Below are 24,913 nucleotides of genomic sequence, written 5' to 3'. Positions count from 1 at the left end.
ATGACCGCTTGCAGGTCAGAATCTTGCAAGCATACGATTGAAGTGGGAGCAGAGTATTGAAACCGACCAAGCTATTTTCCGGGGCGGCAATCCTCATTGCTTTAACAGCCTGCAGCAAAGATGACCCTATTCTGCAAGGTGAGCGGGAAAACATTAGGTCGGTTCTGAGTGAAGAAGATGCTGCGACTTCGGCAAGTGCTCAGGCTCCGACGAAGGCCACACCTCTCAAGCTGCCAGCTGCTAAAAATAACGCCAATTGGGCGCAATCACCCAACTCTCCTGCGTTCAGGACAGATCACCCCGCGCTGCGCAGCACGCCGCAATTGGCATGGTCTGTGTCCATTGGGGCAGGGGACGGAAACCGTGCGCGCATCACCGCCGACCCAGTGGTCTCTGGCGGGCGTGTATTCACACTGGACGCGCACGCAACAGTTACGGCCGTGTCGACCGCTGGTCAGGTGATCTGGTCGAAGAACCTCGTGCCTGCAAACGAATCCGCCTCTGACGCAAGCGGTGGTGGCTTGGCGGTTGAGGGCAATACGCTTTATGTCTCATCAGGTTTTGGCCTGCTTACTGCGCTTGATGTGGCAACTGGTAACGTCAAATGGCAGCAAAACCTGCGCGCAACCGGCAATGGAACGCCAACTGTTGTTGGCGATCTGGTCTATGTGGTTGCTGGAGATGATGTAGCTTGGGCATTGAACAAAAACAGCGGCCGTATTGCATGGCAGTTGGTCGCTTCACCCGACATCAACAACGTGTCCGGTGCGCCAGCACCCGCCGTGTCGAACAAATACGCGATCTTTGCCTTTGGATCGGGCGAGGTACAGGGCGCCTTCCTTCGTGGTGGATTACGGGCTTGGGATGCGCAGGTGGCGGGACAACGTCCGGGCTATTCCAACGCCAGCATTGGCGACATTACCGGTGGTCCGATTATCGTTGGTGATAAGGTCTTTATTGGTAACCATTCGGGCCGCTTGGTGGCGGTGAACGTGGCCAGCGGCAAACGGATATGGACGGCACTTGATGGCCCTCTCAATCAGATATGGCCAGCGGGCGATTCGATCTTTATCGTCTCTGATCGTAATGAATTGCTGCGTCTGTCCGCGAACGACGGTAGCCGAATCTGGGCCCGTACCTTGCCATTCTTCACCAAGAAGAAGCCGCGCAAGCAAAGCGAAATTTATGCCCACCACGGCCCGGTTCTAGCCGGTGGCCGTTTGGTTGTGGCCTCCAACGATGGAAAATTACGGTTTTTCAACCCACAAAATGGCACTCCTCAGGGTGAAGTCGAATTACCCGGTGGGGCGACAACCAATCCGGTGATCGCGGGTGGGACGCTTTATGTCGTGTCGTCAAAGGGTCAATTGCTGGCTTTCCGTTAAGCGCGTTATCCTGTAACAGGGCGGTCTGATCAGATCGGAGTTCAGGACATGAGCTTTACCCTTGCCATCGTTGGCCGCCCGAATGTGGGCAAATCCACACTTTTCAACCGCCTTGTTGGGCGGCGCTTGGCCTTGGTTGATGACCAGCCCGGGGTGACGCGCGACTTGCGCGAAGGTGAAGCGCGGCTAGGCGATTTGCGGTTCACTGTGATTGACACCGCCGGCCTGGAAGATGCCAATGACGAATCGCTTCAAGGACGGATGCGCCGCCTAACCGAACGTGCGGTTGATATGGCCGATATTTGCCTGTTTATGGTTGATGCGCGCACAGGTATTACGTCAACAGACGAGATGTTTGCAGAAATTCTGCGAAAACGCTCTGACCATGTGATCGTTGCCGCGAACAAGTCTGAAGGCAGGGCTGCTGATGCAGGCGTGATCGAAGCCTATAGTCTGGGTCTTGGAGAGCCGGTTCGCCTGTCTGCAGAACATGGCGAGGGGATGAATGATCTTTATTCCCAATTGATGCCGATCGCGGATGAATACGCCAAACGCGCCGAAACCCACACACCCGAAACCGATGTTGCCATTGACGACGAAGACGAAGATGCACCGCGGGTTCCTACCGTTGACAAACCTTTGCAAATCGCTGTCGTAGGTCGCCCGAACGCGGGTAAATCAACGCTGATCAATAAGATCCTTGGAGAAGACCGGCTTTTGACCGGGCCAGAGGCCGGGATCACCCGAGATGCGATATCTTTGCGGATTAACTGGAATGACACGCCGACCCGTATCTTTGACACGGCAGGAATGCGCAAAAAGGCCAAGGTACAGGAAAAACTGGAAAAGCTTTCTGTCTCGGATGGCTTGCGTGCGGTTAAATTTGCCGAAGTTGTGGTTGTACTGCTTGATGCAGAGATTCCGTTTGAACAGCAGGACCTGCGTATTGCCGATCTCGCTGAACGCGAGGGTCGGGCTGTGGTCGTTGCTGTCAACAAATGGGACATCGAAGAAGATAAACAGGAAAAGCTAAAGGAACTCAAAGAAGAGTTCACGCGCCTGTTGCCGCAATTACGTGGTGCGCCGCTGATCACCGTGTCTGCCAAAACCGGTCGCGGGTTAGAGCGCTTACATGCGGCTATTATGAAAGCCCATGAGGTCTGGAACCGTCGTATACCAACTGCTGCGTTGAATCGCTGGCTTACTGGCATGCTGGAACAACACCCGCCACCCGCCCCTCAGGGTAAGCGAATCAAGCTGCGCTACATGACTCAGGCCAAAACCCGCCCACCGGGGTTTGTGGTGATGTGTTCTCATCCCGACAAGATGCCGGAAAGCTATGCGAGGTATCTGGTCAATGGCTTGCGCGAAGATTTTGACATGCCAGGCACACCAATTCGCCTGATGATGCGTGGGCAGGGGGATAAGAACCCCTACAAGGGTAAAAAGAAAAGCGGACCCTCAAAGCTGCGTAAGCACCTTAGACCACGTGCAGAGTCGTAATTTCTACTACTTATTGACCACTTAAGAGTGCGCGAAATGACGCGGATCATGGGCTATGCCCTTGTTCCGGTTGTCTTAGTCAGAAATAGCATTATCCTTGGGTGAAGATTCGAACAGAGCCGACGGGGGATGGAATGGATCTGAGGGCCTATACGCGCCAGTATACAAAAAAAGATAACCGCATTGCGGCATTAAGTTATTTTGGAACTTTTGCGGTGTATTTCTCCGCGTTCTATCTGGCTGTTGCTTATGTGGATTTATGGTATGTGATGGTACCATCTGGGGTGGTTTTCGCCTTTGCGGCGGTGCGTTTGTATGTGTTGCAACACGATTGTGGGCATCATTCTTTGTTTGAAACGCGCGTGCAAAACGAATGGGCTGGTCACGGATTGTCGCCGTTCACCTTTGCACCGTTTGAGGTGATGAAACAAAATCACAATCTTCATCATGCCGGCGTGGGTAATCTGGAGCACCGTGAGACCGGCGAGGTTCACACCATGACCTTGCGCGAATGGAATGCAGCCGGGTGGTGGGATCGCTTGCAGTACCGTCTTTATCGCAATCCGCTTGTCCTCATTCCTGTAGGCGCGCTGTTCACCTATTTTATCCGCTATCGTTGGCCTAAAAACACACTGCGGTTTGGGCTGGGTGGTGTGATTTTGCATAACCTTTCTATTTTGGTCTTTATGGGCGTGCTTTATCAGCTGGCGGGACTGATTGGGCTGGCCGTGTTCTTTGGTTTCAGTTTCCTAGGTGGAATGATCGGAGTGTTTCTGGTTTATCTTCAACATAACTTTGAAGACACCTATTGGGATCGCCGCCCGGATTTGGATCCGCAACTCGCCGCGCTTCAGGGCGCATCTGCTCTCGATTTCGGCTGGTTCTTTGATCTGACCGTGGCGTGCATTACTCTGCATGATATTCACCACTTTAATGCACGGATCCCGTCGTATCGCCTGCGGGCGTGTCATTACAATCTGCCTGATGAATACGCCCCGCGCCGGATCAAGTTTCCCGAGGCCGTGGCTGCGCTGACCCTCAAGCTATGGGATGAAGAAAACAACCGCTTGGTGCCCTTTCCCAAAGTACGCCAAAGCAGTGCAGTGCCGGCGGAGTAGACGCGCCAGAGGAAAAGGTAAGCCGCCCAGCGGGACTGGGCGGCGGAAATTAGCTACGATACAATTGATTAGGCTAGCGTGCCGTCGGCCTGCAACACGGTTTTGCCGCGCAGATAAGGGTGCAGAACTTCGGGCAGTTTGATAGATCCGTCCTCTTGCTGACCGTTTTCCAAAACGGCAATCAGGCAGCGGCCAATCGCCAGGCCTGAGCCGTTCAGCGTATGCAGATATTGCGGCTTGCCACCATCTGCGGGCTTGAAACGTGCGTTCATCCGGCGGGCTTGGAAATCACCACAGACCGAGATCGAACTGATCTCGCGGTAGGTGTTCTGTCCGGGCAGCCAGACCTCGATGTCATGGGTTTGACGCGCGCCAAAACCGATGTCGCCAGTGCATAGTACAACGGTACGATACGCCAGCTCCAGTCGTTCCAGAATACCCTCGGCACAGCCGGTCATCCGATCCAGTTCTTCGCGGGATTTGTCGGGATGGGTAATCGACACCATTTCGACCTTTTCAAACTGGTGTTGACGCAGCATGCCCGCGGTGTCACGACCTGCGCTGCCCGCCTCAGAGCGGAAACACTGAGTGTGTGCGACGTAGCGACGTGGCAGGTAACTTTCCTCAACTACGGATCCGTTGACAATATTCGTCAGCGTCACCTCGGCGGTGGGCACAAGCCACCAGCCATTGGTGGTCTCATAGCTGTCTTCGCCGAACTTGGGCAATTGCCCGGTGCCATACATCATTTCTGGGCGTACCAGTACAGGGGTCCAGGTCTCTTGCAGACCGTTTTCCTCTATATGTGTATCCAACATGAATTGCGCCAGCGCACGATGGATGCGCACCACCCCGCCAGAGAGCACCACAAAGCGTGACCCGCTGAGCTTGGCGGCTGTTTCAAAGTCCATTCCGGGTTTGACGCCTGCAATGTCGAAATGCTCTTTCGGGGTGAAATCAAACGTAGCGGGGGCGCCCCAGCGACGAATTTCAACATTGTCGTCTTCATTCTCGCCATCAGGAACGTCGTCAAACGGAAGATTGGGTAGACCCATCAACAGATCAGTCAACTGCTGATCCAGTTCTTTCGCCTCGGTCTGCAATTTCGCCACTTCGGCTTTCTTCTCGCCGACAAGCGCACGCAGGCGTCCGAATTCAGTTTCGTCGCCCTTTGCCTTGGCTGCCCCAACCTCTTTGCTGGCTTTGTTCTGATCAGCCTGCGCGGTCTCAGCAGCATGAATGCGAGCGCGCCGAGCCTCGTCAATTGCCAGAACCTGCGTTGACACGCCACTTAACCCACGACGGGCCATCACGTCGTCGAAGGCAGCAGGGTTTTCACGGATCGCGCGAATATCGTGCATGGTATTGGTCCTATAATTGATCGAGTCGTTTCCCAACTTATGCACCAGAATTGCACAAGGGTGTAGGGCGGTTGGCGATCTTATGGCGGATTACTGTCCTGCTTTTTGCCTGCAACGCGCAAAAAGCTGGTATTCCCTATCCGGTGGCCGTCTCAGGTTGCTTTCCCGCCTTGCAAACCGGGCATTGGCGGCCTAGGTTCCGTTCAAATTCGCAAGGGACCACCTTGCACGACAAGAATAGAATAAGGAAGTCGCTCTATGGAAGCTATTGGCCAGTTTATCCCGCTCATTCTGATCTTTGCCATCATGTGGTTCCTGCTGATCCGTCCGCAGCAAAAGAAGATGAAAGAGCATCAAGCGATGGTTGCAGCCCTGCGCAAGGGTGACAAGGTCGTCACTCAAGGTGGTATCCTTGGTAAAGTAACCAAGGTCAAAGACGACAACGAGATCGAAGTTGAGATTGCCAGCGGTGTTCAGGTGTCTGTTGTTCGCAGCACGATCACGCAAGTACTGTCGAAAACTGAACCAGCAGCAAGCTGAGTTCAACAATAACAATCAAACCGTTGAAAAGGCGGCATAATGCTTCAAATCGACCTGTGGAAACGCATCGTGATCTGGGGCCTTGTTGCCCTTGGACTTCTTCTGGCGCTGCCAAACGGGTTTTATTCCCGTGTAGAAACCCGCAATGACGCCGTCGCGGCCTTGGAAGTGGGCCAAACCGGGTCCGAGCTTGAAGCTCAAGCCGCTCAATGGCCCAGCTACTTGCCATCATCCTTGGTTAATCTCGGGCTGGATCTACGCGGTGGCGCGCATTTGCTGGCCGAGGTTCGGGTAGAAGAGGTCTATCAGGCCCGCCTTGAGGGCATGTGGCCTGATGTGCGTGATCTGCTGCGGCAGGAACGCAGCCGTATTGGCCCAATCCGCTTGCAACCGTCTGATATCGACGAGCTACGTGTCCGTCTGGTCGAAAAACCCGAAGAAGTCGCCTATGCCGCCTCGCAAGTGCGTGGTTTGGCCCGTCCGGTCACCAGTCTGACGGGTGTTGCTAGCAATGATATCGAAATCACCACTGATGGCGCGGATATTGTCATTCGCCTGAGCGAGGCCGAAAAACTGGCCACAGATGAACGCACCGTGCGCCAAGCGCTGGAAATCATTCGCCGCCGAATTGACGAGGTCGGCACACGTGAACCAACCATTCAACGCCAAGGCGCCAGTCGGATTCTAATTCAGGTGCCGGGCATTGGTAGCGCGGCAGAGCTGAAAGAGATAATCGGCACCACGGCGCAACTGACTTTCCAACCGGTTGTTGGTCGCGCTTCTGATCCTGACCAGCGCCCGGGTGCCGGCAATGAGATCCTGCCGTCGATCGATGAAGAGGGCGTTTACTACATCCTTGAAAAAGCCCCTGTTGTCACCGGCGAAGAACTGGTTGATGCCCAACCTGATTTTAACCAGAATGGCCAACCTGCGGTGTCTTTCCGGTTCAATCCGACAGGCGCCCGCAAGTTTGGCGATTATACGGCTGAAAACATCGGCAATCCCTTTGCAATCGTATTGGATGGAGAAGTCATCAGTGCCCCGGTGATCCAGAGCCATATTCCAGGTGGATCAGGTATCATCACGGGGCGCTTCACTGTAGAAGAAAGTACCAATCTGGCGGTCCTGCTGCGGGCTGGGGCCTTGCCTGCAGGGTTGGATTTCCTTGAAGAGCGCACAATTGGGCCAGAACTGGGCGCAGACAGCATCGAGGCGGGTAAAATCGCCTGTATCGTCGCCTTTGCGTTGGTGCTGGTGTTTATGGCGCTCAGCTATGGCACTTTTGGGATCTTTGCCAATATTGCACTTATCATCAACGTTGGTTTGATCTTTGGCTTGCTCAGCATGCTGGGGGCAACACTGACCCTGCCGGGTATTGCGGGTATTGTTTTGACGATCGGGATGGCCGTGGATGCCAACGTACTGGTGTTTGAACGAATCCGCGAAGAAATGAAGTCTTCTAAAGGACCCGCGCGGGCGATCGAGCTGGGTTATGAAAAGGCACTTAGCGCTATTACCGATGCGAACATTACCACATTCATAACCGCTGTGATCTTGTTTGCCATGGGCAGCGGGCCGGTTAGAGGCTTTGCCATCACGCTGGGCATCGGGATTATCACTTCGGTCTTTACCGCGATCTTTGTCACCCGTCTGATTGCTGTGATCTGGTTTGAACGTCGTCGCCCTAAAACAGTGCTGCAGGGCAAATCCCTGCGTTTGGTACCCAAGGAAACCAAATGGGATTTCTTCAGTCGTTGGCGCGTGTCGCTTGGCGTTTCGGCTCTGTTGATTGTTGTGGCACTTGGGTCGTTCACGGTTCAAGGCTTGAACTTTGGCATTGATTTCCGAGGCGGGACAACCATCCGCACAGAAAGCGCACAGCCTGTTGATATTGGTCAATATCGCGACGCGATGCAGCCGCTGGAACTGGGCGACGTGACCATTACTGAGGTGTTCGACCCAACCTTTGACGTTGATCAGAATGTCGCCATGATCCGCATTCAGGCGCAAGACGGTGAAGAGGCCGTTTCAGCCGATGTGACCAAAGATACGCTGGCCGCCCTGCAAACCGTTGCACCTGATCTTAAATTCACCTCGGTTGAGAGCGTGGGCCCGAAAGTCTCAGGTGAATTGATCACCACAGCAGTTATCGCGGTAGTTTTGGCGATTGGTGCGGTTCTGTTCTACATCTGGCTGCGCTTTGAATGGCAGTTTGCGGTGGGGGCGGTGGCCGCCTTGATCCATGATGTCGTGCTGACCATCGGTGTGTTTTCTGCCCTGCAGATCCAGTTCGACCTGGCCATCATTGCGGCATTGCTGACCATTGTTGGTTACTCGCTTAATGACACCGTGGTTGTGTTTGACCGGGTTCGTGAAAACCTGCGCAAATACAAGCAAAAGGCGCTATCTGAGGTTCTAAACTTGTCGATCAACGAAACGCTGAGCCGGACGGTCATGACCTCGGTCACCACATTGCTGGCTTTGCTGGCACTGTTTGTGCTGGGTGGCGATGTGATCCGCGGATTTGTCTTTGCGATGATCTGGGGTGTGATTGTGGGGACGTACAGTTCGATCTTTGTTGCTAGCTCAATCTTGTTGTGGCTGGGCGTCAAACGCGACTGGTCCAAACCTTCCAACAACGCAGGCAACCAGTTTGCGAACATCGATGCCTGATCTGGCCTCAGGGGTTCTCGCGACCCCGGGCCTTATCTGGCTGATGGTAACAATCGGGGTTGCTGGGATTGTGCGCGGCTTTACTGGCTTTGGTACCGCATTGATTTTTGTACCTATCGCCGGAATATTCTTGCCACCTGCACAGGTGGTCGGTGTGATGACCCTGACTGGCATCGTAAGTATGACGGCATTGGTGCCACGCGCTTGGGGGCAGGCCGACCGCAAAGAGGTTGGTATTCTGGCATTGGCGGCACTCATCACTGTACCATTGGGCATCATGCTGCTGAAGCAGCTGGACCAGATCACCGTGCGCTGGTTGGTGACGGCAATTGCGTCAGGTACACTGGTCGCGCTGATCATCGGGTGGCGTTACGCAAGAGAGATCCAAACAAAGGGTTTGCTGGGGATCGGGGCCGCTGCCGGTGTGGTAGGTGGATTGACGGGGCTAACAGGTCCCGTGGTCATCATGTTCTATCTGGCAGGACAGGGGGCGGTTAAGACCATCAGGGCCAATACGATCTTGTTTCTTGCAGCTTTGGATATCGTCATCGTGGGTAATCTGCTCGTTTCAGGATCTATTGCTTGGGAAACGCTCTGGTTGGCGATCGCCTTGGCCGTTCCGTATTTTGCAACAACCCTGATTGGACAGGCGGCTTTTGACCCAACCCAAGAAAAATTCTATCGTTTGGCGGCTTATACAGTCATTGGATTGGCTGTGATCACCGGCTTGCCGCTGTGGGAAGGTTAACATGCGCCTGAACGAAATCAGCTATAACGACGCGGTTCCTATTGATGGTTATGGCCCCGGGTTTTTTCGGATTGCGGGGCAAGCCGTTGAAGGGGCAATTATGCTTTCTGCTGATGGCGTGCGCGCATGGGGCGGCTATGAAGACAATGCTGTATTGTTGGAATTGGCGGGGCAGGCGGATGTCTTGTTCATCGGCACAGGGGCAGAAACTACGCATATTCCCAGTGCATTGAGAGCCGCGCTGGAAGAGGCGGGCATCGGGGTCGAGGCGATGAACTCTCCTGCTGTGTGCCGCACTTATAATGTGCTGTTGTCTGAGGGCCGTCGCATCGCTGCCGCACTGCTGCCGGTCTGAAACGTCGCAGGCAGGCGGTACGTATCCGGCTTTTTCAATGTATCAGAATGGGATAAAGACAGATCATGATGCTAGAGGTTTCTGATCTGTCGGTCGCCCGTGGTGGGTTGAAACTGCTCGAAGGGGTAACCTTTGGGTTGGAGGGCGGTCAGGCATTGGTGCTGCGGGGCCCCAATGGCGTTGGCAAAACTTCTTTGTTACGCACGGTCGCGGGCCTTCAGCCTGCACTTGGTGGAACAATCCAAATGGTTCCCGACAGCTTTGCTTATGCCAGCCATGCAGATGGCATCAAGGCAACGTTAAGTGTTGAAGAAAATCTATCCTTCTGGGCGCATGTTTTCGGTGCAGATGGCGTAGAAGAAGCCTTGTCCGCCTATGATTTGCAAGCGTTAAGAGACCGCCCGGCAGGCGCGCTGTCGGCTGGGCAGGGGCGTCGGCTTGGTTTGGCGCGGTTGCTCGTCACGGGAAGGCCGCTTTGGTTACTCGATGAGCCTACGGTGTCACTTGATGCCGAGGCGGTTGGGTTATTCGCGCAGGCGATCAAAGCACATTTGCAATTGGGTGGAGCGGCGCTACTGGCTACGCATATTGATCTTGGTTTGGACAATCCGACAATTTTGAACTTGGCGCCATATCGGTCCAAGGCCAGTTTTGTCGAAGATTTTGATGAGGCCTTCTTGTGATTGCGCTTCTGATCCGGGATCTCAGACTGGCACTCCGCGCCGGTGGCGGCTTTGGCCTGGCGTTGGCGTTTTTTCTGATCGTTGTCACGCTTGTTCCCTTTGGCGTCGGGCCTGACCCCGAACTGTTGTCAAAAATTGCGCCGGGGATTTTGTGGCTCGGCGCCTTGCTGGCTTGTCTGCTATCATTGGACCGAGTGTTTGCACTCGATTGGGAAGATGGCAGTCTGGACCTGCTGGCGACTTCGCCATTGCCGTTGGAGGGTGTTGCCGGGATCAAAGCCTTTGGCCATTGGTTGACAACGGGCCTGCCGTTGATCGTCGCATCGCCCCTGTTCGGTCTTTTGTTGAATTTGCCTGCGTCTGGATATGGGCCACTGATGATCTCTTTGACCTTGGGGACACCGGCACTTAGCATGATTGGCACTTTTGGCGCGGCGCTGACTGTGGGATTAAAACGCGGTGGCCTGCTGCTTAGTCTGCTGGTTTTACCGCTGTATGTTCCGACCCTCATCTTTGGCGCACAGGTGGCACAGCGTGGTGCAGAGGGGCTTCAGATCACATCGCCCATGTTGATGCTGGCCGGTGTCACCTGCGGCACCATAGCGCTTTTGCCTTTTGCTGCGGCTGCGGTATTGAAGGCGAACCTGAGATGAGCCAAAGATCCGAGCAAAAGAGGCCAGCGTTGAATTCAATCTGGGCATATGCCAACCCGCGCAAGTTTATCGCCACCAGCGACCGGCTGATGCCGTGGATTTGGGGCGGGGCAATTTTGTGCCTTGTTGTCGGGCTGATCTGGGGGTTCTTTTTTACACCTGATGATTACCGGCAGGGATCGACCGTCAAGATCATCTATCTGCATGTTCCTGCGGCGCTGATGGCGATTAATGCTTGGTTCATGATGTTGGTGACATCCCTGATCTGGATCATCCGTCGCCATCATGTCAGCGCTTTGGCTGCGCGGGCAGCAGCCCCGGTGGGGTTGATAATGACATTGATTGCCTTGCTAACCGGGGCGATTTGGGGGCAGCCGATGTGGGGCACATGGTGGGCCTGGGATCCGCGGCTGACCTCGTTTCTGATCCTGTTTCTGTTTTATTTGGGCTATATCGCCCTGTGGGGCGCGATTGAAAACGATGATACCGCCGCTGATCTGACTTCGATCCTGTGTCTGGTGGGATCGGTTTTTGCGGTGCTCAGTCGTTATGCGGTGAATTTCTGGAACCAAGGCCTACATCAGGGTGCATCACTGAGCCTTGATAAAGAGGAAAACGTGGCAGACGTATTTTACCACCCGCTGCTGTTGTCGATTGCAGGCTTTGTCTTGCTATTTCTGGGGCTGGTACTGCTGCGTACCCAGACCGAAATTCGTGCGCGTCGAATGCGGGCGCTGTTGGCACGGGAGCGGTTGCAATGATACCTGAGCTTGGAAAATACACGGTAACGGTACTGTCAGCCTATGGCGTATCAGTGGCTCTTTTGCTGCTGCTGATTGCGGTTAGCGTCTGGCGAGCCAAACAGGTTCGGGCACAGTTGAATCGCGTCGAAGAAAGAATAAAACAAGATGGCTAAAATCTCGCCACTTATGTTGGCTCCCCCACTGATTTTCCTTGCAATGGCTAGTACGTTTTATGTGGCGATGCAGCGTGAAAACCCGGATGAATTACCTTCGGCATTGGCTGGAAAACAGGCCCCAGCAGTTCAGGTGGAACCCTTCGCCGATGCACAGCTCTTTGCAGATGCGGATCTGAGGGACGGTCAGATCAAACTGGTGAATTATTGGGCCAGCTGGTGCGCACCGTGTCGGGCGGAACACCCGCAGCTGGAATTGCTGGCGGATGAGGGCGTGCCCATCTACGGTATCAATTACAAAGACGACGCAGTGAAGGCGGCGGGCTTTCTGGCCGAGCTTGGCAACCCCTATGTCAGGATCGGTTCAGATAACGGTCGCATGGCGTTGAATTGGGGCGTATATGGCGTGCCGGAAACCTATGTGATTGATGGCGATGGTACGATATTGTTGCGTTTCGCCGGTCCGATTACCAAGAGCATTCTAGAAACGACGATCCGCCCAGCTTTGAAATCAGAGTAATTTTACTCACGGATGAATGTTTCTTGTTTGCGCTGTAGGATGTTCGTGTTGGTTGGCGTCAACGCTTGCACCATAGACGGCGATCACAGCCAATAGGGCCACCTGAACTGCTATCAGAGTATTGCGCATAGTCGTCATCCTTTTTACCACTCATGGTAAATGGGGGTGCCTAGGGCATTTTAAAGGCAAGACTCTTGGCGTGAGCGCATTTTTGCTGTGCATCACCTCACAGAGATTGTGCACAGCAATTGCGATAATGGGATAGATTAGTCTGTCAAAGCTAGTTTGGCGGATTGTTTGCGGTTTTGAAGTTGTCGCGAGACAAAGGCCACGATGAACATCGCCGTTAGGATTAAAATAATAGTTGGGGCCGGAGCGCTATCAATGAAGAAACTTGCATAAACGCCTGCTTGTGTGGCGAAAATACAGATCAGAACGGACACCCAAAGCATGGTTGAAAATTTGCGCACCAGTAAAAAGGCAATAGCGCCAGGCGCGATCAAAAGACCGATGGCAAGGATCAGGCCCACGGCTGACAGCGTGGCAACAATGGTTAGTGACAGCGCTGCCAGCAGACCGTAATGTAGCAAACCCACTGGCAGGCCAGCGGCACGAGCTTGCGCCGGGTCAAAGCTATGTAGCAGCAGGTCGTTCCATTTCAATAATAGAACTGCCGCGACGATCAGGGAGATCACACCAGAGGAGATCAACTCGCCCCGATCAACGCCCAGCATGTTGCCGTACAGGATGTGCATTAGATCGACATCGGTTTTGGCCGCCACATAAAGCACGATGCCCAACCCGAACATGCCGGAAAAGACGACGCCCATAACCGTGTCTTGTTTCACACGGCTGTTGCCGGACAGATACCCGGTGGCCACCGCACAGGTCATACCCGCTGCAAAGGCACCCAGCAGCAGGGGTAAACCAAAGATATATGCTAGTACAATGCCCGGCAGAACTGAATGGCTGACCGCATCGCCCATCAGTGCCCAACCTTTAAGCACCAGAAAGCATGACAACAACGCCGCAGGAACAGACACGATCATCCCGATCAGAAAAGCATGTTGCATAAAGCCAAATTGGAACGGCATCATAAGGTTGTCAAAATCCATCAGCTTGCCTCCAGCAAGGCAGCGCGGGCTTTGGCTTTGGCAGCTAAGAGCCCATGTTTGGGGGCAAAGACAAATACCAGCAAAAAGATCAGTGTTTGCAATGTCACGATGATGCCGCCGGTGGCCCCATCCAGAAAGTAACTGGCGTAAGCGCCGGTAAAGCTGGTGATGCTGCCGATCAGGACCGATGTGATGATCAGTCGCGGAAAACGATCACAGAGCAGATATGCGGTCGCACCGGGCGTGACCACCATGGCGATCACTAGAAAGGCGCCGACGGTCTGCATTGCTGCAACAACTGAGGCCGACAGTAGCGTAAAGAAGATCGCCTTAAGGAGCCCTGTTTTCAACCCAATGGTACGGGCATGGTTTTCATCAAAAAACGTGACCATCAGGTCTTTCCACAGCACAAAAAGCACCGCCAGTGAGACAAAGCCGATGAGTGCCAGCTGCAAGGTGTCGCCGGGAGTAATGGCCAGAATGTTGCCCATGGTGATGGTCTGAACTGAAATTGAGATCGGATTGACCGAAACCATGAACAGGCCAAGGCCAAAGAAGGATGTAAATATCAACCCGATGATGACATCGACCTTCAGACCGGAACGTTCCGAGAGAAACAACATCGAACCAGCCGCCAGCCCGCCAGCCAGAAAGGCCCCCAATGCAAACGGCAGGCCCAGCATGTAGGCCGCAGCCACGCCTGGCACGACAGAGTGGGCGAGGGCATCACCGATCAAGGACCATCCCTTGAGCATCAGATAGGCCGACAGGAACGCACAGACTCCGCCCACAAGGGCCGACACCCACATGGCATTGGTCATGTAGTTGTAGCTGAACGGCTCTAGCAGGGTGGCAATCATTGCTTGCCCTCTGCCGTCTGGGTTTTTTCGCCATATTGAACAAATGGACGTTCATCATCGGTTAGGATGGTCACAGTCCTGGCATCGGCATCGTCATGCAGCGCCTCGCCACCAAGGGTGAAGTGGCGCAGGACGCCGCCAAAGGCGGCCTCAAGATTGGCTCGAGTAAAGGTTGTCTCGGTCGGGCCATAAGCCAGCACGGTGCCCTTAACGAGAATTGTTCTGTCGCAGAATTCGGGCACCGACCCAAGGTTATGAGTTGAAACCAGCATGACCCGGCCTTCGTCACGCAATTCCTTGAGCAATGCGATAATCTGCTCTTCGGTCTTCACATCGACGCCTGTGAACGGCTCATCCAGCAAGATCACCTGGCCGTCTTGTGCCAAAGCGCGGGCCAGAAACACCCGTTTGCGTTGGCCGCCGGACAACTCACCTATCTGGCGGTGGCGCAGGTCGGCCATGTTGACGCGTTGAAGCGCATTTTCAACGGCGGCATGGTCGGCGGGTTTGGGGCGGCGCAGCAGGCCCATATGGCCGTAACGGCCCATCATCACCACATCTTCGACCAGCACGGGAAAGGTCCAGTCGACCTCTTCGGCTTGCGGTACATAGGCAACCAGATTTTGTTTCAATGCCTTTTTGACCGATCTGCCGAGGATCTGCATTTCACCTTTTGAGGCGGGGATAAATCCCATGACGGCCTTGAAAAGTGTCGACTTTCCCGCGCCGTTCACACCGACAAGGGCCGTTACCGTGCCCTTTGGGATCGAAAAGCTAGCATCGCGCAGGGCGGTGTGGCCGTTGCGATAGGTGACGGTGACCCCTTTGACGTCAATGCCACCTGTCGCGGCTGATCCGGGCACTGTAATGTTGGCGACGGTGTCTTGCGCGGCACTATTCGTAGGCATATGGTTCGTACCTTTCTGGGCCATGGCAATATGTCGGGCGGCCTGGAGACGTTTATTTAGCTGCGGTGGTCAGACCGATGGCAACAGTTTCAGAGGTGACCTTGAGAAGGTCAAGATAGGTCGGAACTGGGCCATCTGGGCCGCTTAGCGAGTCGACATAAAGTTCGCCGCCATATCGTGCCCCGGTTTCACGGGCGACCTGTTTGGCGGGGGCGGTGTTGACAGTGCTTTCGCAGAACACCACCGGAATGTTATGTTCGCGCACGCCGTCGATGACGCCGCGCACTTGTTGCGGCGTGCCAACCTGATCGGCATTCATTGGCCACAGATACAGCTCTTTCATTGCAAAATCGCGTGCGAGATAGCTGAACGCGCCTTCACAGGTGACAAGCCAGCGCTGATCCGCGGGGATGGTGACGATCTGCTCACGCAGCGGGTCAATCACGGCGCGTAGTTCGTCTTTGTAAGCCGCTGCATTGGCCTGATAAACATCAGCATTTTCAGGGTCATGTTTGATAAACGCGGCAAGGATATTGTCGATGTAGATCAGCGCGTTTTCTAAACCCATCCAGGCATGTGGATTGGGCTTGCCTTGGTATGATCCATTGGCAATTGGGATCGGATTGATGCCATCGGTTAGCGTGGCTGAGGGGACATCGCCCATATTATGCAGGAACTGCTCGAACCACAGTTCTAGATTCATTCCGTTCCACAAAATCAGGTCAGCGTCAGAAGCGCGTACAATGTCGCGTGGCGTTGGCTCATACCCATGGATTTCAGCACCGGGTTTGGTAACAGACACAACCTCTGCCGCATCGCCTGCGACATTGCGGGCCATATCGGCCAGGACGGTAAATGTAGTGACAACTTTTAGCTTATCTTGGGCCTGTGCCGTAGCAGCCAATCCGGTGAGTATGGCCGCGAGTGTGGCTGCATGTCGCAGTTTCTGAGACATTTGAAATTCCTTTATAGGCTGTGTTGGTAAATCTCTAATTGCAAATCATTCGCATTGTCAATGCTTATGAGAATTATTCTCATTTCTCTTGATGCCGCTGCTTCCATAGGTCATATTGGCGCTATGAGCTCGAAGTTTTTCATTGATAATGACGATGCTGTTCTGCGCGATGCAGGCTTGCGCGTGACAAAGCAACGCCTTGCGATTATGCGGGTTTTGTTTGAGGCGGAAGACCATCCTGATGCCGAGCAAGTGCTGGCGCGTGCGCGTGAGCGCGATGCCAGTGTCAGTCAGGCGACAACCTATCGCACGCTGGCGGTATTGGCAGAGAAGGGAGTGCTTCAGACCCATACCTTTGATGGCGGCATGACGCGGTTCGAGGTGTCCAATCGCCCACATCATGACCATCTGATCGATATGGATACTGGTGATGTGATGGAGTTTGTCTCGGATGAAATTGAGCGGTTACAGAGAAAAATCGCGGCTGAGCATGGTTACGAAATTGTGGCGCACCGACTTGAGCTATACTGCAGAAAAGCTGGTTAACTGGTAAATTTGAACGGTATCAAGACCGGTAGAATTCTGCGCCCCATTCAACATCAGACCGCATGATCTGGGACAGTTCTGAAGTCTGCCCTGAGGCCAACGCATCAAGCAGGCGTTTGTGGCCAGAGTTCCAATCTGGACTGGATCGGCCGTTTTTCTGCAACCCCTGCAGCAAGGAAGGGCCTGTCTGCATCCAAAGTTGTTCTATCATGCTGACAATGTCCGGGTTTTCAGCTTGACGGTAAATCAGAAAATGAAACCGATAATTGTCGGCCATATAAGCGGCGAAATCGCGCAGTCTGAGGTGCGCGTCCATTCGGTCGCAAAGTGCGCTGAGCTCTTCCAAAAGAATGGGAGGGATTGCGTTATGGGCTGCAACAATGGCGGCACCCTCCAGCAGGGCACGTAAATCGAACAAATCCGCAGCACGTTTGTCGCTCAGGCTGGGCACGTTAAAGGCTTTGGCGGCAGCGCTTTCGATCACTCGCTCTGACGCCAACCGTTTCAGGGCTTCGCGTACAGGCATCGGGCTGGTTCCAAATTCCACGGCCAGTTTGCGCATCGACAGCCTGTCGCCGGGTTTGTAATGCCCATGTATTAGCCGGGATTTCAGCTTGGCATAGATCTCATCAGCCAGCGAGACGTCTTTGAGGGCGGGGGTGATGTTCATGGTGGCAAACTGCCACGAATGAGCTGCGCAAGGCAATGTGCATTCCTTGCGCAGCTCAAGAGTTCGATATGGATCAGCCTTTGAACCACCAACGTTCATACGCGCGGGCGCCGTCCATTTCCCAAGTGGAACCCACAACATCGGGATTGCCGATTTTGTCACTGTGGGCATAGACGTAGTTGGTGAACATCGGAATGATACTGCCCCCATCATCGCGCGCGATCAAACTCATCTCGCGATACATCTCCGCGCGTTTTACATCATCCAATTCTGCTTTTGCCTGCAGCAAAACTTCATCGAAGCGTTCGTTGCTCCAGAAGGCCTCAGACCAGCTGGCGCCGGTTTTATAGGCCAATGTGAACATCGTATCAGGTGTTGGACGCGCACCCCATTTGGAGAAAATGAATGGCTTTTTCAGCCATACATCAGCCCAATAGCCATCGTTTGGTTCGCGAATGGGTTTGAGAGTGATGCCTGCTGCCTTGGCCTGTTCCGCGTAGAGTGTCACAAAATCAACCGCGCCGGGCATGATGGAATCAGCCGCTGATACATCGAGGGTTAACCCCTCTTGTCCAGCCTGCTTGAGATGCCATTTCGCCTTATCAGGATCATATGTGCGCTGCGGAATGTCGTCAGGATAGTAGGGCATGTTTGGTGATATATGGAAATCGTTGCCGGCCGTGGCCGTGCCAAAGACGATCTTCTCGATCAGTTCTTCGCGATCGATTGCAAGTTTGAGCGCCATACGGACGTCATTGTTGTCGAACGGCGCTGTGGTCACATGCATTGGTAGGGTTACAGCCGAGCCTGATGGAAGATTCAGGATCTCGATGCCGGGGCGTTTTTGCAACAGGCTGAGTGTCTTGAGATCAACCGAACTGACTGCATCAACGTCGCCCGAGACCAACGCCGTCTGGCGGGCATTAGGGTCATTGATTGCAAGCAATTCTACCGCATCGAAATAGGCACCTTCACGGTGCCATCCCTCATGACGCACTAGGTTTGCGCTGACACCCGGTTTGAAATCGACAATCTTGTAAGGGCCGGCGCCTGTGCCATCTTTCCAGTCGGCTGTGCCGTCGGCAGCAGCGGGAACAACCGCAATATGGTAATCGGTCAGGATATATGGAAGGTCGGCAAGGCCACTGTCGAGTTCGATGATCATTGTGTGATCACCGTCGGCACGCACATCGACGACATTCGCCAAAAGTGACTTGGCAGCAGATGTCGATTCTTCGCCCAAATGATGTTTGATCGATGCAATCGCATCTGTAGATGTGAATTTTTTGCCGTTGTGGAAACTTGCATTCTTGTTGAGTTCAAATGTCCAGACTTTCGCGTCAGGGCTTGCGCTCCAGCTGTCGGCCATGTCTGGGCCAGCGGTGCCGTCTGGTTTGATCAGGGTCAAGTAACTGCGTGAGGCGTGGGCAAGCTGGATCATAAAGACTGAAAGGTACTGACCCGGGTCCATCACATCCGATGTGTTGGCATCGTGGATCGCCACGCGGAATGTACCACCCTGTGTAGGCGTGGCGGCGGCTACCTTTGACGTCCAAAGGGCAGAGGCCCCAGTTGCTGTTAGGCCCGCCGCCGTGGCGTGCCCCATGAAACTGCGGCGGTTGATGCCGCGGTGCCGGCCGGCCGCCACGATGCGATCAAGAATAAGTTTATCAGATGTGTTTTTCATTTTCTTTTCCCTATTGGTCGCTGTCATTTTATTAAGACTGTTGGGTACTTTGTGGACTTTCGATTTTTCGCCACCTCGCAATGGATAATGTCTATTTGTCGATGTTTGCCGAGTGATTGGTTGGTTCTATTGTCTTGCGTGCGATATATTGGATGAAATCCCAGATCGTACCTTCAAAGTCATCTGGGGCTAAAGGGCCGCCTTTATAACCACGGGTTTTGAGGGCTGTTTGTAAGATTTTAAGCTTCTCTTTGTCCTCAATATTGAAGGCGCGGCACAGATCGACATAGGCTTTGGTGGCACCTGATGTAGGTTCATCTTTTTGTCCGGTGACCCCCCAGCGGATCCGCACCCTGTCTGCCCCATCCGGGCGGATGATCATGAACAATGTAAAATCCGTACCCATCCCCACCATCAGGTTTGGATAGACGCCGTACATTGGGGAATTGTTTTGTTCTTCCTCAGTGAGATCAGGGTGAAATGGGCCACGTGGAGGATGTTCTGGATCATAAAAGGCGTGATACCCTGTCCAGCCCTCGCCCGAACGCATCTTTTTGCAAAGCTTAGTTGGGGTGATCGGGTGCAATGTGGTCAAATGCGTCGAGCTGAGATGGTAACCTTCCATGAAGTTTTCGAAGAGGGCCTTCCAGTTACAGTGCCAAACATCTTCTTCCATGAAGACGAGAAAGCGATCTTCTTGATGGTAGTTGTGGATAACGCCGGACAGGTCATCGATGCGGGGGGCCAGTGACTCTGCTGCGCCATCAAGATTAACAAAAATCCAGCCTTTCCATATTTCTGAGGCAAATTCAGGTAATCCACATTTTGATTGGTCAAAGAGGGCCTGCTTGCGCATCATCGGGGCAACCTTAAGGGCCCCGGTCGTATCGTAGGTCCAATTGTGATACTGGCAGATAAATTTACGTGCATTGCCCGCGCCTTCGGCCACGCGGTTGCCGCGATGACGGCAGACATTTGACAACACACGTACGGTTCCTTCGGCGTCGCGCACGATCAAAAGTTGCTCATCCAGCAGCTCGGTGGTGAAAAAATCACCTCGATTGCGCAGCTCACCAACATGACCCACACACATCCATTCGCGCCGCAGGATCTGTTCTGTTTCGACCTCAAGAAACGCAGATGAGGTATAGAATTCCGCGGGCATGGCCCAGGCTTCTTCGGGTGGGCGCTTCAGGCGATCCGCCAGTTCAAGGTGGATGAGGTCAACGTCGTTATTGGTTTTGTCGAGCATGAAACACTGCCTTGATTTGCCATGAAGAGGATCTTACACAGATAACTGTGATCACAGTTTATCGATTCTATCAAGCTGTCATGCTGAATAAAGTTACCCGTGATCACGAAAAGAAGAGAAGGGAAGCTGGAATGTTTTTGAAGAATGCCTGGTATGTGGCGGCGTGGGCCGATGAAATTTCGGATGATTTGCAGGAGGTGATCCTGCTTGAGGAAAGCATTTGCATGTTTCGCGATAGTACAGGTGCTGTTGTGGCGCTTGAAAACGCCTGCCCGCATCGAAAACTACCGCTGACCAAGGGGCGACGCAAAGGTGATGCAGTGGAATGCGGATATCACGGGTTGACCTTCAATTGCAGTGGCCAATGCATTCGTGCGCCGGGCAAGGGCGGCATTCCATCCAATGCCAAGGTGCACGCTTACCCGATTGAGGAACGTTATGGGCTAGTTTGGATCTGGATGGGTAACCCAGCACTGGCCAGCACTGATGAAATTTTCGAGATTGAGAACTTCGATGATCCGGCGTGGGGGATGAACCGTGGCAAGGCGCTCGAGATTGATTGCAACTATCTTTATGTCACCGACAACCTGCTGGACCCTACTCATGTTGCCTGGGTTCATCAATCTTCGTTTGGGCAGGCGGCGACCGTGGATACCCCCCTCAGGATCACCAAGGCCGAGGATGGCATCACCGTCTGGCGCTGGATGATGGATGTGGAACCGGCACCGTTCTATGCCAAGATCGTAGAGTTTGAGGGTAACTGTGATCGACTTCAGCATTACGAGGTGCGCTATCCCTGCCATGCGCTGATCAAAGCTGTCTTTACACCTGCTGGCACAGGTGGTGAGGGCGGTGCGCTACATGAGAAAACCTTTGTCATGGACAGCTATAACTTTATGACACCTGAGACGAGGGATAGAACTCGCTATTACTGGTTCCAATTGCGCAATATCCGCCCGGATGACGAGGGCCTATCACAGATGATGAGTGATGATGTGAAACATGCCTTTGAAGAAGACCGCGAGGTTTTGAATGCAGTGCAAAAAGGGATGTCGGGCAAGCGAACGCCTCACATCGACCTGCCGATCGATGGCGGGCAGTTGCGGTATCGGCGTCAGCTGGAGATCCTGATTGATCAGGAGCGCACCGCCGACGCTGCATTGGCGTAATTTGGCTAAGGGTTTGTGTTTGTTGATAGGCTATCTAGAAACGCCCGGATCGGATGATTGACCGCATCTGGATCTTCCGCCAACGCCATGTGGCGTAGCCCCGGTAAAATCAGGGCTTCGCTGCCATCAATGTTCGCAGCAATCGCTTTGGTCATTTCGGGTCCATTGCCATAATCTTCGTCCGCCGTGATCACAAAAACGGGCAGCGATAGCTGGATCGCAGGATCGGTAATTTCATCAATGCCTTCTGCCAGAACGCGGTAGATCGTGGGGTAGATGGCTGGATCATTAGCCAAAACCCAGTTGCGAACCCGCTGCATCATATTGGGGTTGGCGGCGCGAAAGCCGTCTGTAAACCAACGTTGCAGCGCATGCTCGACCGTGGCCTGAGGGCCATTGTCGCGGGCCTGATCAACTCGTGCCAGAATGGCGGTTTGCGCCTCGGGCGTGCGGCGGTGAGGGGAATTCAGAATAACCAGCGCTTGGGTTTTTTGCGGATAATCCTGCGCAAAGCGGCGGCAAATCATGCCGCCCAGTGAGAACCCGATAATAGTGGCGGATGATACGCCTAGCGTTTCCATCAGCCCGTCAAGCTGGGTTGATAATAGCGCCAAGCTGGGCGTTTTTGGCGGGGCCGCGCTTTGACCGTGTCCATAAAGGTCATAGGTCACCACATCATAGGTATCACTCAGCGCGGGTAGCATCCATTGCCAGACCTCACGATTCAGCCCGAGCCCATGGATCAACACAACACTGGGGGCATCTCGTGGGCCGGTGCGGTCATAAGCGGTTCCATCTGGTGAAATTGGCATGCGGATCTCCTTTGGTTTGAGGCTATGCTGGAAGGCTTCGATCTGCATTGAAATATTTCGCCATCAAGTGTCGATAAATCGCACATTCATGCGACAATTCTTCTCAAGATAAGAATCACTGGCAGGGAGGCCGATAAGATGACCGATGTAAAAAGCTACCAGATGTTGATCAGCGGTGAATGGGTGGATGCGGCAGATGGCGGCACGTTTGAGAGCGTGAACCCAGCAACTGGGCAGGTCTGGTCGCGCATTCCTGAGGCGACCGAGGCCGATGTTGACCGGGCAGTGAATGCGGCGCATGAAGCATTTTTGAATGGTCCATGGTCCAAAATGACCCCAACAGAGCGTGGGAAACACCTGCGCCGACTGGGTGATTTATTGGCTGACAAGTCCGAGGATCTGGGCCGGATCGAAACCATCGATACTGGTAAGATGCTTAAAGAAACCCGCTGGCAGGCCAAGTATATCTCGGAATTCTTCCAATTTTATGCCGGATGCGCCGATAAGATTAGCGGCGAGACGCTGCCCATCGATAAACCCGATCTGTTTGTCTTTACCAAACGGCAGCCATTAGGTGTTGTGGCTGCCGTGGTGCCTTGGAACAGCCAGCTGTTCCTTGTCGCGGTGAAAATCGGGCCGGCGCTGGCGGCGGGCAATACGGTTGTGCTCAAAGCCTCTGAACATGCTTCTGCTGCGATGCTGGAATTCGGTCAGCTGATTGAGGAGGCTGGGTTTCCCCCGGGCGTGGTCAACATTGTCACGGGGCATGGCGATCCGTGTGGGCGCACCCTAACCGCACATAAACACGTGGCACGGATTTCCTTTACCGGTGGGCCCGGGGCAGCCAGGCATGTGCTTGAAAATTCAAAGAATAACTTTGCTGAGGTAAGCCTTGAGCTGGGAGGTAAATCCCCATTCATCGTATTTGATGACGCCAATATTGAAAGCGCAGTAAATGCGTCGATCGCCGGTATTTTTGGCGCAACTGGTCAAAGTTGCGTCGCGGGGTCGCGGCTTTATCTGCACGAAGATATTGCTGATGAATTCCTTGAACGAATGGTTGCACAGGCGCGCGAGATCAATATCGGTGATCCACTGCTAGAAGAGACACAGATGGGTCCACTGTGCACAACTGGGCAGCGCGATATGATCGAGCGTGAATTGGCATTTGCGCAAGAAGAGGGTGCTGAAATTCTGTCTGGCGGGCAGCGACCAGTAGGAATGGACGGGTTGTTCTTTGAACCTACTATTCTAGCCTGCCCGCGTCAGGATCTGCGTATTGTTGATACTGAACTGTTTGGCCCTGTCTTATGCGTGCAGCGCTTCAAGACAGAGGAGGAGGTCATAACCCTTGCCAATGATACCGAGCACGGTTTGGCAGCGGGAATTTTCACTCGTGACAGCGCGCGCAGCCTGCGCATGGCTGATGCGGTGCGCGCAGGGATCGTCTGGGTAAATACCTACCGTGTCGTCTCGCCGATTGCGGAGTTTGGCGGCGTCAAAGGTTCTGGTTACGGGCGCGAAAGTGGCTTGCAGGCGATGTATGACTACACCCGGCCTAAGACGGTCTGGATGAACACCTCGGACGAGCCAATGGCAAACCCCTTCGTGATGCGCTGATAGCATACGAATATGTAAAACTGCGGACCGGTCAGATCCGCCCCCAATAGGAGCAACTGATGTCAGACGAAGTGAAAGTGGTACGTGAGGGCCACGTGTTGGAAATTACGCTGGACCGGCCCAAAGTGAATGCGATCGATGTGCCAACATCGCAGGCGCTTGCCGCAGCATTTCAGGAGTTGCACGAAGACAAAGATCTTCGATGTGCCATTCTGACTGGCGGGGGGGATAAGATTTTCTCAGCTGGCTGGGATCTCAAGGCGCTCAATGCGGGCGAGATGAGCCTCGATAACTGGTGGGAAAGTGATGATTATGGTTTTGGTGGTTTCACCGGGCTGACCGAAAACTGGGCACTCAACAAACCGGTTATTGCTGCAATCAACGGCTTGGCCATTGGTGGCGGGTTTGAGATGGCGCTGGGCTGTGATCTGCTGATTGCGGCTGATCATGTGGAATTTGGCCTACCCGAGATGCCGCTTGGGATCGTTCCTGATGCAGGGGCCTTGCAACGCTTGCCGCGCCGCATTCCGCATAACATTGCGATGGAGATGTTCCTGCTTGGGCGTCGTATGAGCGCAGAAGAGGCGGCGGGCTACGGTTTGGTCAACAAGGTTGTGCCAAAGGATGAGTTGATGGATGCCGCGCGCGAATGGGCCGCTTCAGTTGCATGGTCGGCCCCGCTGGCGATGCAAAGCGTCAAGGAAGTGCAGCGTGCCATCGAATGTGTACCGCTTGAGGACGCCTTTGCTAAGATGCGCGGCGACGGCCTACCGACCTATAAAAAGATGTTGAAATCGGATGACGCGGCTGAAGGTGTCGCGGCTTTTGTTGAAAAACGTGAACCCAATTTCAAAGGGGAATGAC

Annotated in this window: 25 protein-coding genes; 16 read left to right on the top strand and 9 right to left on the bottom strand. The window is 54.0% G+C overall.

Annotation, left to right across the window (positions count from 1 at the left end; genetic code table 11):
• Positions 1–56 precede the first annotated feature (56 nt).
• From D9A02_RS14875 to D9A02_RS14865, 3 genes are all read left to right on the top strand, one after another.
• A complete protein-coding gene (locus D9A02_RS14875) occupies positions 57–1,385 on the top strand; it encodes a PQQ-like beta-propeller repeat protein (RefSeq protein ID WP_120501694.1) in 1,329 nt (442 codons plus the stop codon).
• A 48-nt stretch (positions 1,386–1,433) separates the two neighbouring features.
• A complete protein-coding gene (gene der, locus D9A02_RS14870; RefSeq protein WP_120501693.1) occupies positions 1,434–2,888 on the top strand; it encodes a ribosome biogenesis GTPase Der in 1,455 nt (484 codons plus the stop codon).
• A gap of 134 nt (positions 2,889–3,022) precedes the next feature.
• On the top strand, positions 3,023–4,006 hold the full coding sequence (locus D9A02_RS14865) for a fatty acid desaturase (RefSeq protein WP_120501692.1): 984 nt from the start codon (positions 3,023–3,025) through the stop codon (positions 4,004–4,006).
• A 68-nt stretch (positions 4,007–4,074) separates the two neighbouring features.
• Here D9A02_RS14865 and serS read toward each other — a convergent pair whose 3' ends face one another.
• On the bottom strand, positions 4,075–5,367 hold the full coding sequence (serS, locus tag D9A02_RS14860; protein ID WP_120501691.1) for a serine--tRNA ligase: 1,293 nt from the start codon (positions 5,365–5,367) through the stop codon (positions 4,075–4,077).
• A 258-nt stretch (positions 5,368–5,625) separates the two neighbouring features.
• Here serS and yajC point away from each other — a divergent pair, with 258 nt between their 5' ends.
• From yajC to D9A02_RS14815, 9 genes are all read left to right on the top strand, one after another.
• Positions 5,626–5,907 carry a preprotein translocase subunit YajC gene (gene yajC / locus D9A02_RS14855; RefSeq protein ID WP_120501690.1) on the top strand — a complete coding sequence of 94 codons (282 nt, stop codon included), beginning with the start codon at positions 5,626–5,628 and terminating at the stop codon, positions 5,905–5,907.
• 39 nt (positions 5,908–5,946) lie between these two features.
• Positions 5,947–8,580, top strand: a complete 2,634-nt coding sequence (secD, locus tag D9A02_RS14850; RefSeq protein ID WP_120501689.1) for a protein translocase subunit SecD — start codon at positions 5,947–5,949, stop codon at positions 8,578–8,580.
• Complete coding sequence (locus D9A02_RS14845) at positions 8,573–9,328, top strand: sulfite exporter TauE/SafE family protein (protein WP_120501688.1); 756 nt, start codon at positions 8,573–8,575, stop codon at positions 9,326–9,328. The genes secD and D9A02_RS14845 overlap by 8 nt, the downstream gene beginning before the upstream one ends.
• A gap of 1 nt (position 9,329) precedes the next feature.
• On the top strand, positions 9,330–9,683 hold the full coding sequence (locus D9A02_RS14840; protein ID WP_120501687.1) for an Mth938-like domain-containing protein: 354 nt from the start codon (positions 9,330–9,332) through the stop codon (positions 9,681–9,683).
• A gap of 65 nt (positions 9,684–9,748) precedes the next feature.
• The gene (ccmA, locus tag D9A02_RS14835; protein WP_120501686.1) at positions 9,749–10,366 is read left to right on the top strand and encodes a heme ABC exporter ATP-binding protein CcmA; all 618 of its coding nucleotides are present in this window, start codon (positions 9,749–9,751) and stop codon (positions 10,364–10,366) included.
• A complete protein-coding gene (ccmB, locus tag D9A02_RS14830; protein WP_120501685.1) occupies positions 10,363–11,019 on the top strand; it encodes a heme exporter protein CcmB in 657 nt (218 codons plus the stop codon). Before ccmA ends, ccmB begins: the two co-directional genes overlap by 4 nt.
• Positions 11,016–11,780 (top strand): heme ABC transporter permease, encoded by a 765-nt coding sequence (locus tag D9A02_RS14825; protein WP_120501684.1) that lies wholly within the window; start codon positions 11,016–11,018, stop codon positions 11,778–11,780. Before ccmB ends, D9A02_RS14825 begins: the two co-directional genes overlap by 4 nt.
• Complete coding sequence (gene ccmD / locus D9A02_RS14820; RefSeq protein WP_162933087.1) at positions 11,777–11,935, top strand: heme exporter protein CcmD; 159 nt, start codon at positions 11,777–11,779, stop codon at positions 11,933–11,935. Before D9A02_RS14825 ends, ccmD begins: the two co-directional genes overlap by 4 nt.
• Positions 11,928–12,455, top strand: a complete 528-nt coding sequence (locus D9A02_RS14815; protein WP_120501683.1) for a DsbE family thiol:disulfide interchange protein — start codon at positions 11,928–11,930, stop codon at positions 12,453–12,455. Before ccmD ends, D9A02_RS14815 begins: the two co-directional genes overlap by 8 nt.
• Before the next feature lie 266 nt (positions 12,456–12,721).
• Here D9A02_RS14815 and D9A02_RS14810 read toward each other — a convergent pair whose 3' ends face one another.
• The 4 genes from D9A02_RS14810 to D9A02_RS14795 are packed head-to-tail and all read right to left on the bottom strand — an operon-like array spanning position 12,722 to position 16,293.
• Positions 12,722–13,570 carry a metal ABC transporter permease gene (locus D9A02_RS14810; RefSeq protein WP_120501682.1) on the bottom strand — a complete coding sequence of 283 codons (849 nt, stop codon included), beginning with the start codon at positions 13,568–13,570 and terminating at the stop codon, positions 12,722–12,724.
• Entirely contained in the window at positions 13,570–14,430 is an 861-nt protein-coding gene (locus tag D9A02_RS14805) for a metal ABC transporter permease (protein WP_120501681.1), read from the bottom strand. Before D9A02_RS14805 ends, D9A02_RS14810 begins: the two co-directional genes overlap by 1 nt.
• Positions 14,427–15,338, bottom strand: coding sequence for a manganese/iron ABC transporter ATP-binding protein (locus D9A02_RS14800; RefSeq protein ID WP_120501680.1), 912 nt, complete (start codon positions 15,336–15,338; stop codon positions 14,427–14,429). The genes D9A02_RS14805 and D9A02_RS14800 overlap by 4 nt, the downstream gene beginning before the upstream one ends.
• Positions 15,339–15,390: 52 nt before the next feature.
• Positions 15,391–16,293, bottom strand: a complete 903-nt coding sequence (locus tag D9A02_RS14795; RefSeq protein WP_120501679.1) for a metal ABC transporter substrate-binding protein — start codon at positions 16,291–16,293, stop codon at positions 15,391–15,393.
• Between the two features lie 123 nt (positions 16,294–16,416).
• Between D9A02_RS14795 and D9A02_RS14790 the strand changes: the two genes are divergently transcribed.
• Positions 16,417–16,839, top strand: a complete 423-nt coding sequence (locus D9A02_RS14790; protein ID WP_120502553.1) for a Fur family transcriptional regulator — start codon at positions 16,417–16,419, stop codon at positions 16,837–16,839.
• A gap of 19 nt (positions 16,840–16,858) precedes the next feature.
• On the opposite strand, the gene D9A02_RS14785 is transcribed toward D9A02_RS14790, so the two are convergent.
• The 3 genes from D9A02_RS14785 to D9A02_RS14775 all read right to left on the bottom strand — a co-directional run bounded on the left by D9A02_RS14785 (position 16,859) and on the right by D9A02_RS14775 (position 20,448).
• Positions 16,859–17,509: a GntR family transcriptional regulator gene (locus D9A02_RS14785; RefSeq protein ID WP_162933086.1), complete on the bottom strand. Its 651-nt coding sequence runs from the start codon at positions 17,507–17,509 to the stop codon at positions 16,859–16,861.
• A gap of 73 nt (positions 17,510–17,582) precedes the next feature.
• Positions 17,583–19,196 (bottom strand): ABC transporter substrate-binding protein, encoded by a 1,614-nt coding sequence (locus tag D9A02_RS14780; RefSeq protein ID WP_120501677.1) that lies wholly within the window; start codon positions 19,194–19,196, stop codon positions 17,583–17,585.
• A 91-nt stretch (positions 19,197–19,287) separates the two neighbouring features.
• Positions 19,288–20,448: an aromatic ring-hydroxylating dioxygenase subunit alpha gene (locus D9A02_RS14775; protein WP_120501676.1), complete on the bottom strand. Its 1,161-nt coding sequence runs from the start codon at positions 20,446–20,448 to the stop codon at positions 19,288–19,290.
• A 131-nt stretch (positions 20,449–20,579) separates the two neighbouring features.
• Here D9A02_RS14775 and D9A02_RS14770 point away from each other — a divergent pair, with 131 nt between their 5' ends.
• Complete coding sequence (locus D9A02_RS14770; RefSeq protein WP_120502552.1) at positions 20,580–21,617, top strand: aromatic ring-hydroxylating dioxygenase subunit alpha; 1,038 nt, start codon at positions 20,580–20,582, stop codon at positions 21,615–21,617.
• 5 nt (positions 21,618–21,622) lie between these two features.
• On the opposite strand, the gene D9A02_RS14765 is transcribed toward D9A02_RS14770, so the two are convergent.
• Complete coding sequence (locus D9A02_RS14765) at positions 21,623–22,429, bottom strand: alpha/beta fold hydrolase (RefSeq protein WP_120502551.1); 807 nt, start codon at positions 22,427–22,429, stop codon at positions 21,623–21,625.
• Positions 22,430–22,567: 138 nt separating this feature from the next.
• Here D9A02_RS14765 and D9A02_RS14760 point away from each other — a divergent pair, with 138 nt between their 5' ends.
• Both D9A02_RS14760 and D9A02_RS14755 read left to right on the top strand, forming a co-directional pair.
• A complete protein-coding gene (locus tag D9A02_RS14760) occupies positions 22,568–24,049 on the top strand; it encodes an aldehyde dehydrogenase (RefSeq protein ID WP_120501675.1) in 1,482 nt (493 codons plus the stop codon).
• A gap of 59 nt (positions 24,050–24,108) precedes the next feature.
• Positions 24,109–24,912 (top strand): carnitinyl-CoA dehydratase, encoded by an 804-nt coding sequence (locus D9A02_RS14755; protein WP_120501674.1) that lies wholly within the window; start codon positions 24,109–24,111, stop codon positions 24,910–24,912.
• Position 24,913 lies beyond the last annotated feature (1 nt).

This window comes from Roseovarius sp. EL26 (assembly GCF_900327775.1).
GTDB lineage: Bacteria > Pseudomonadota > Alphaproteobacteria > Rhodobacterales > Rhodobacteraceae > Roseovarius.
Note: the sequence above shows the minus strand (reverse complement) of the source record. Positions and strands in the feature narration are given on the sequence as shown.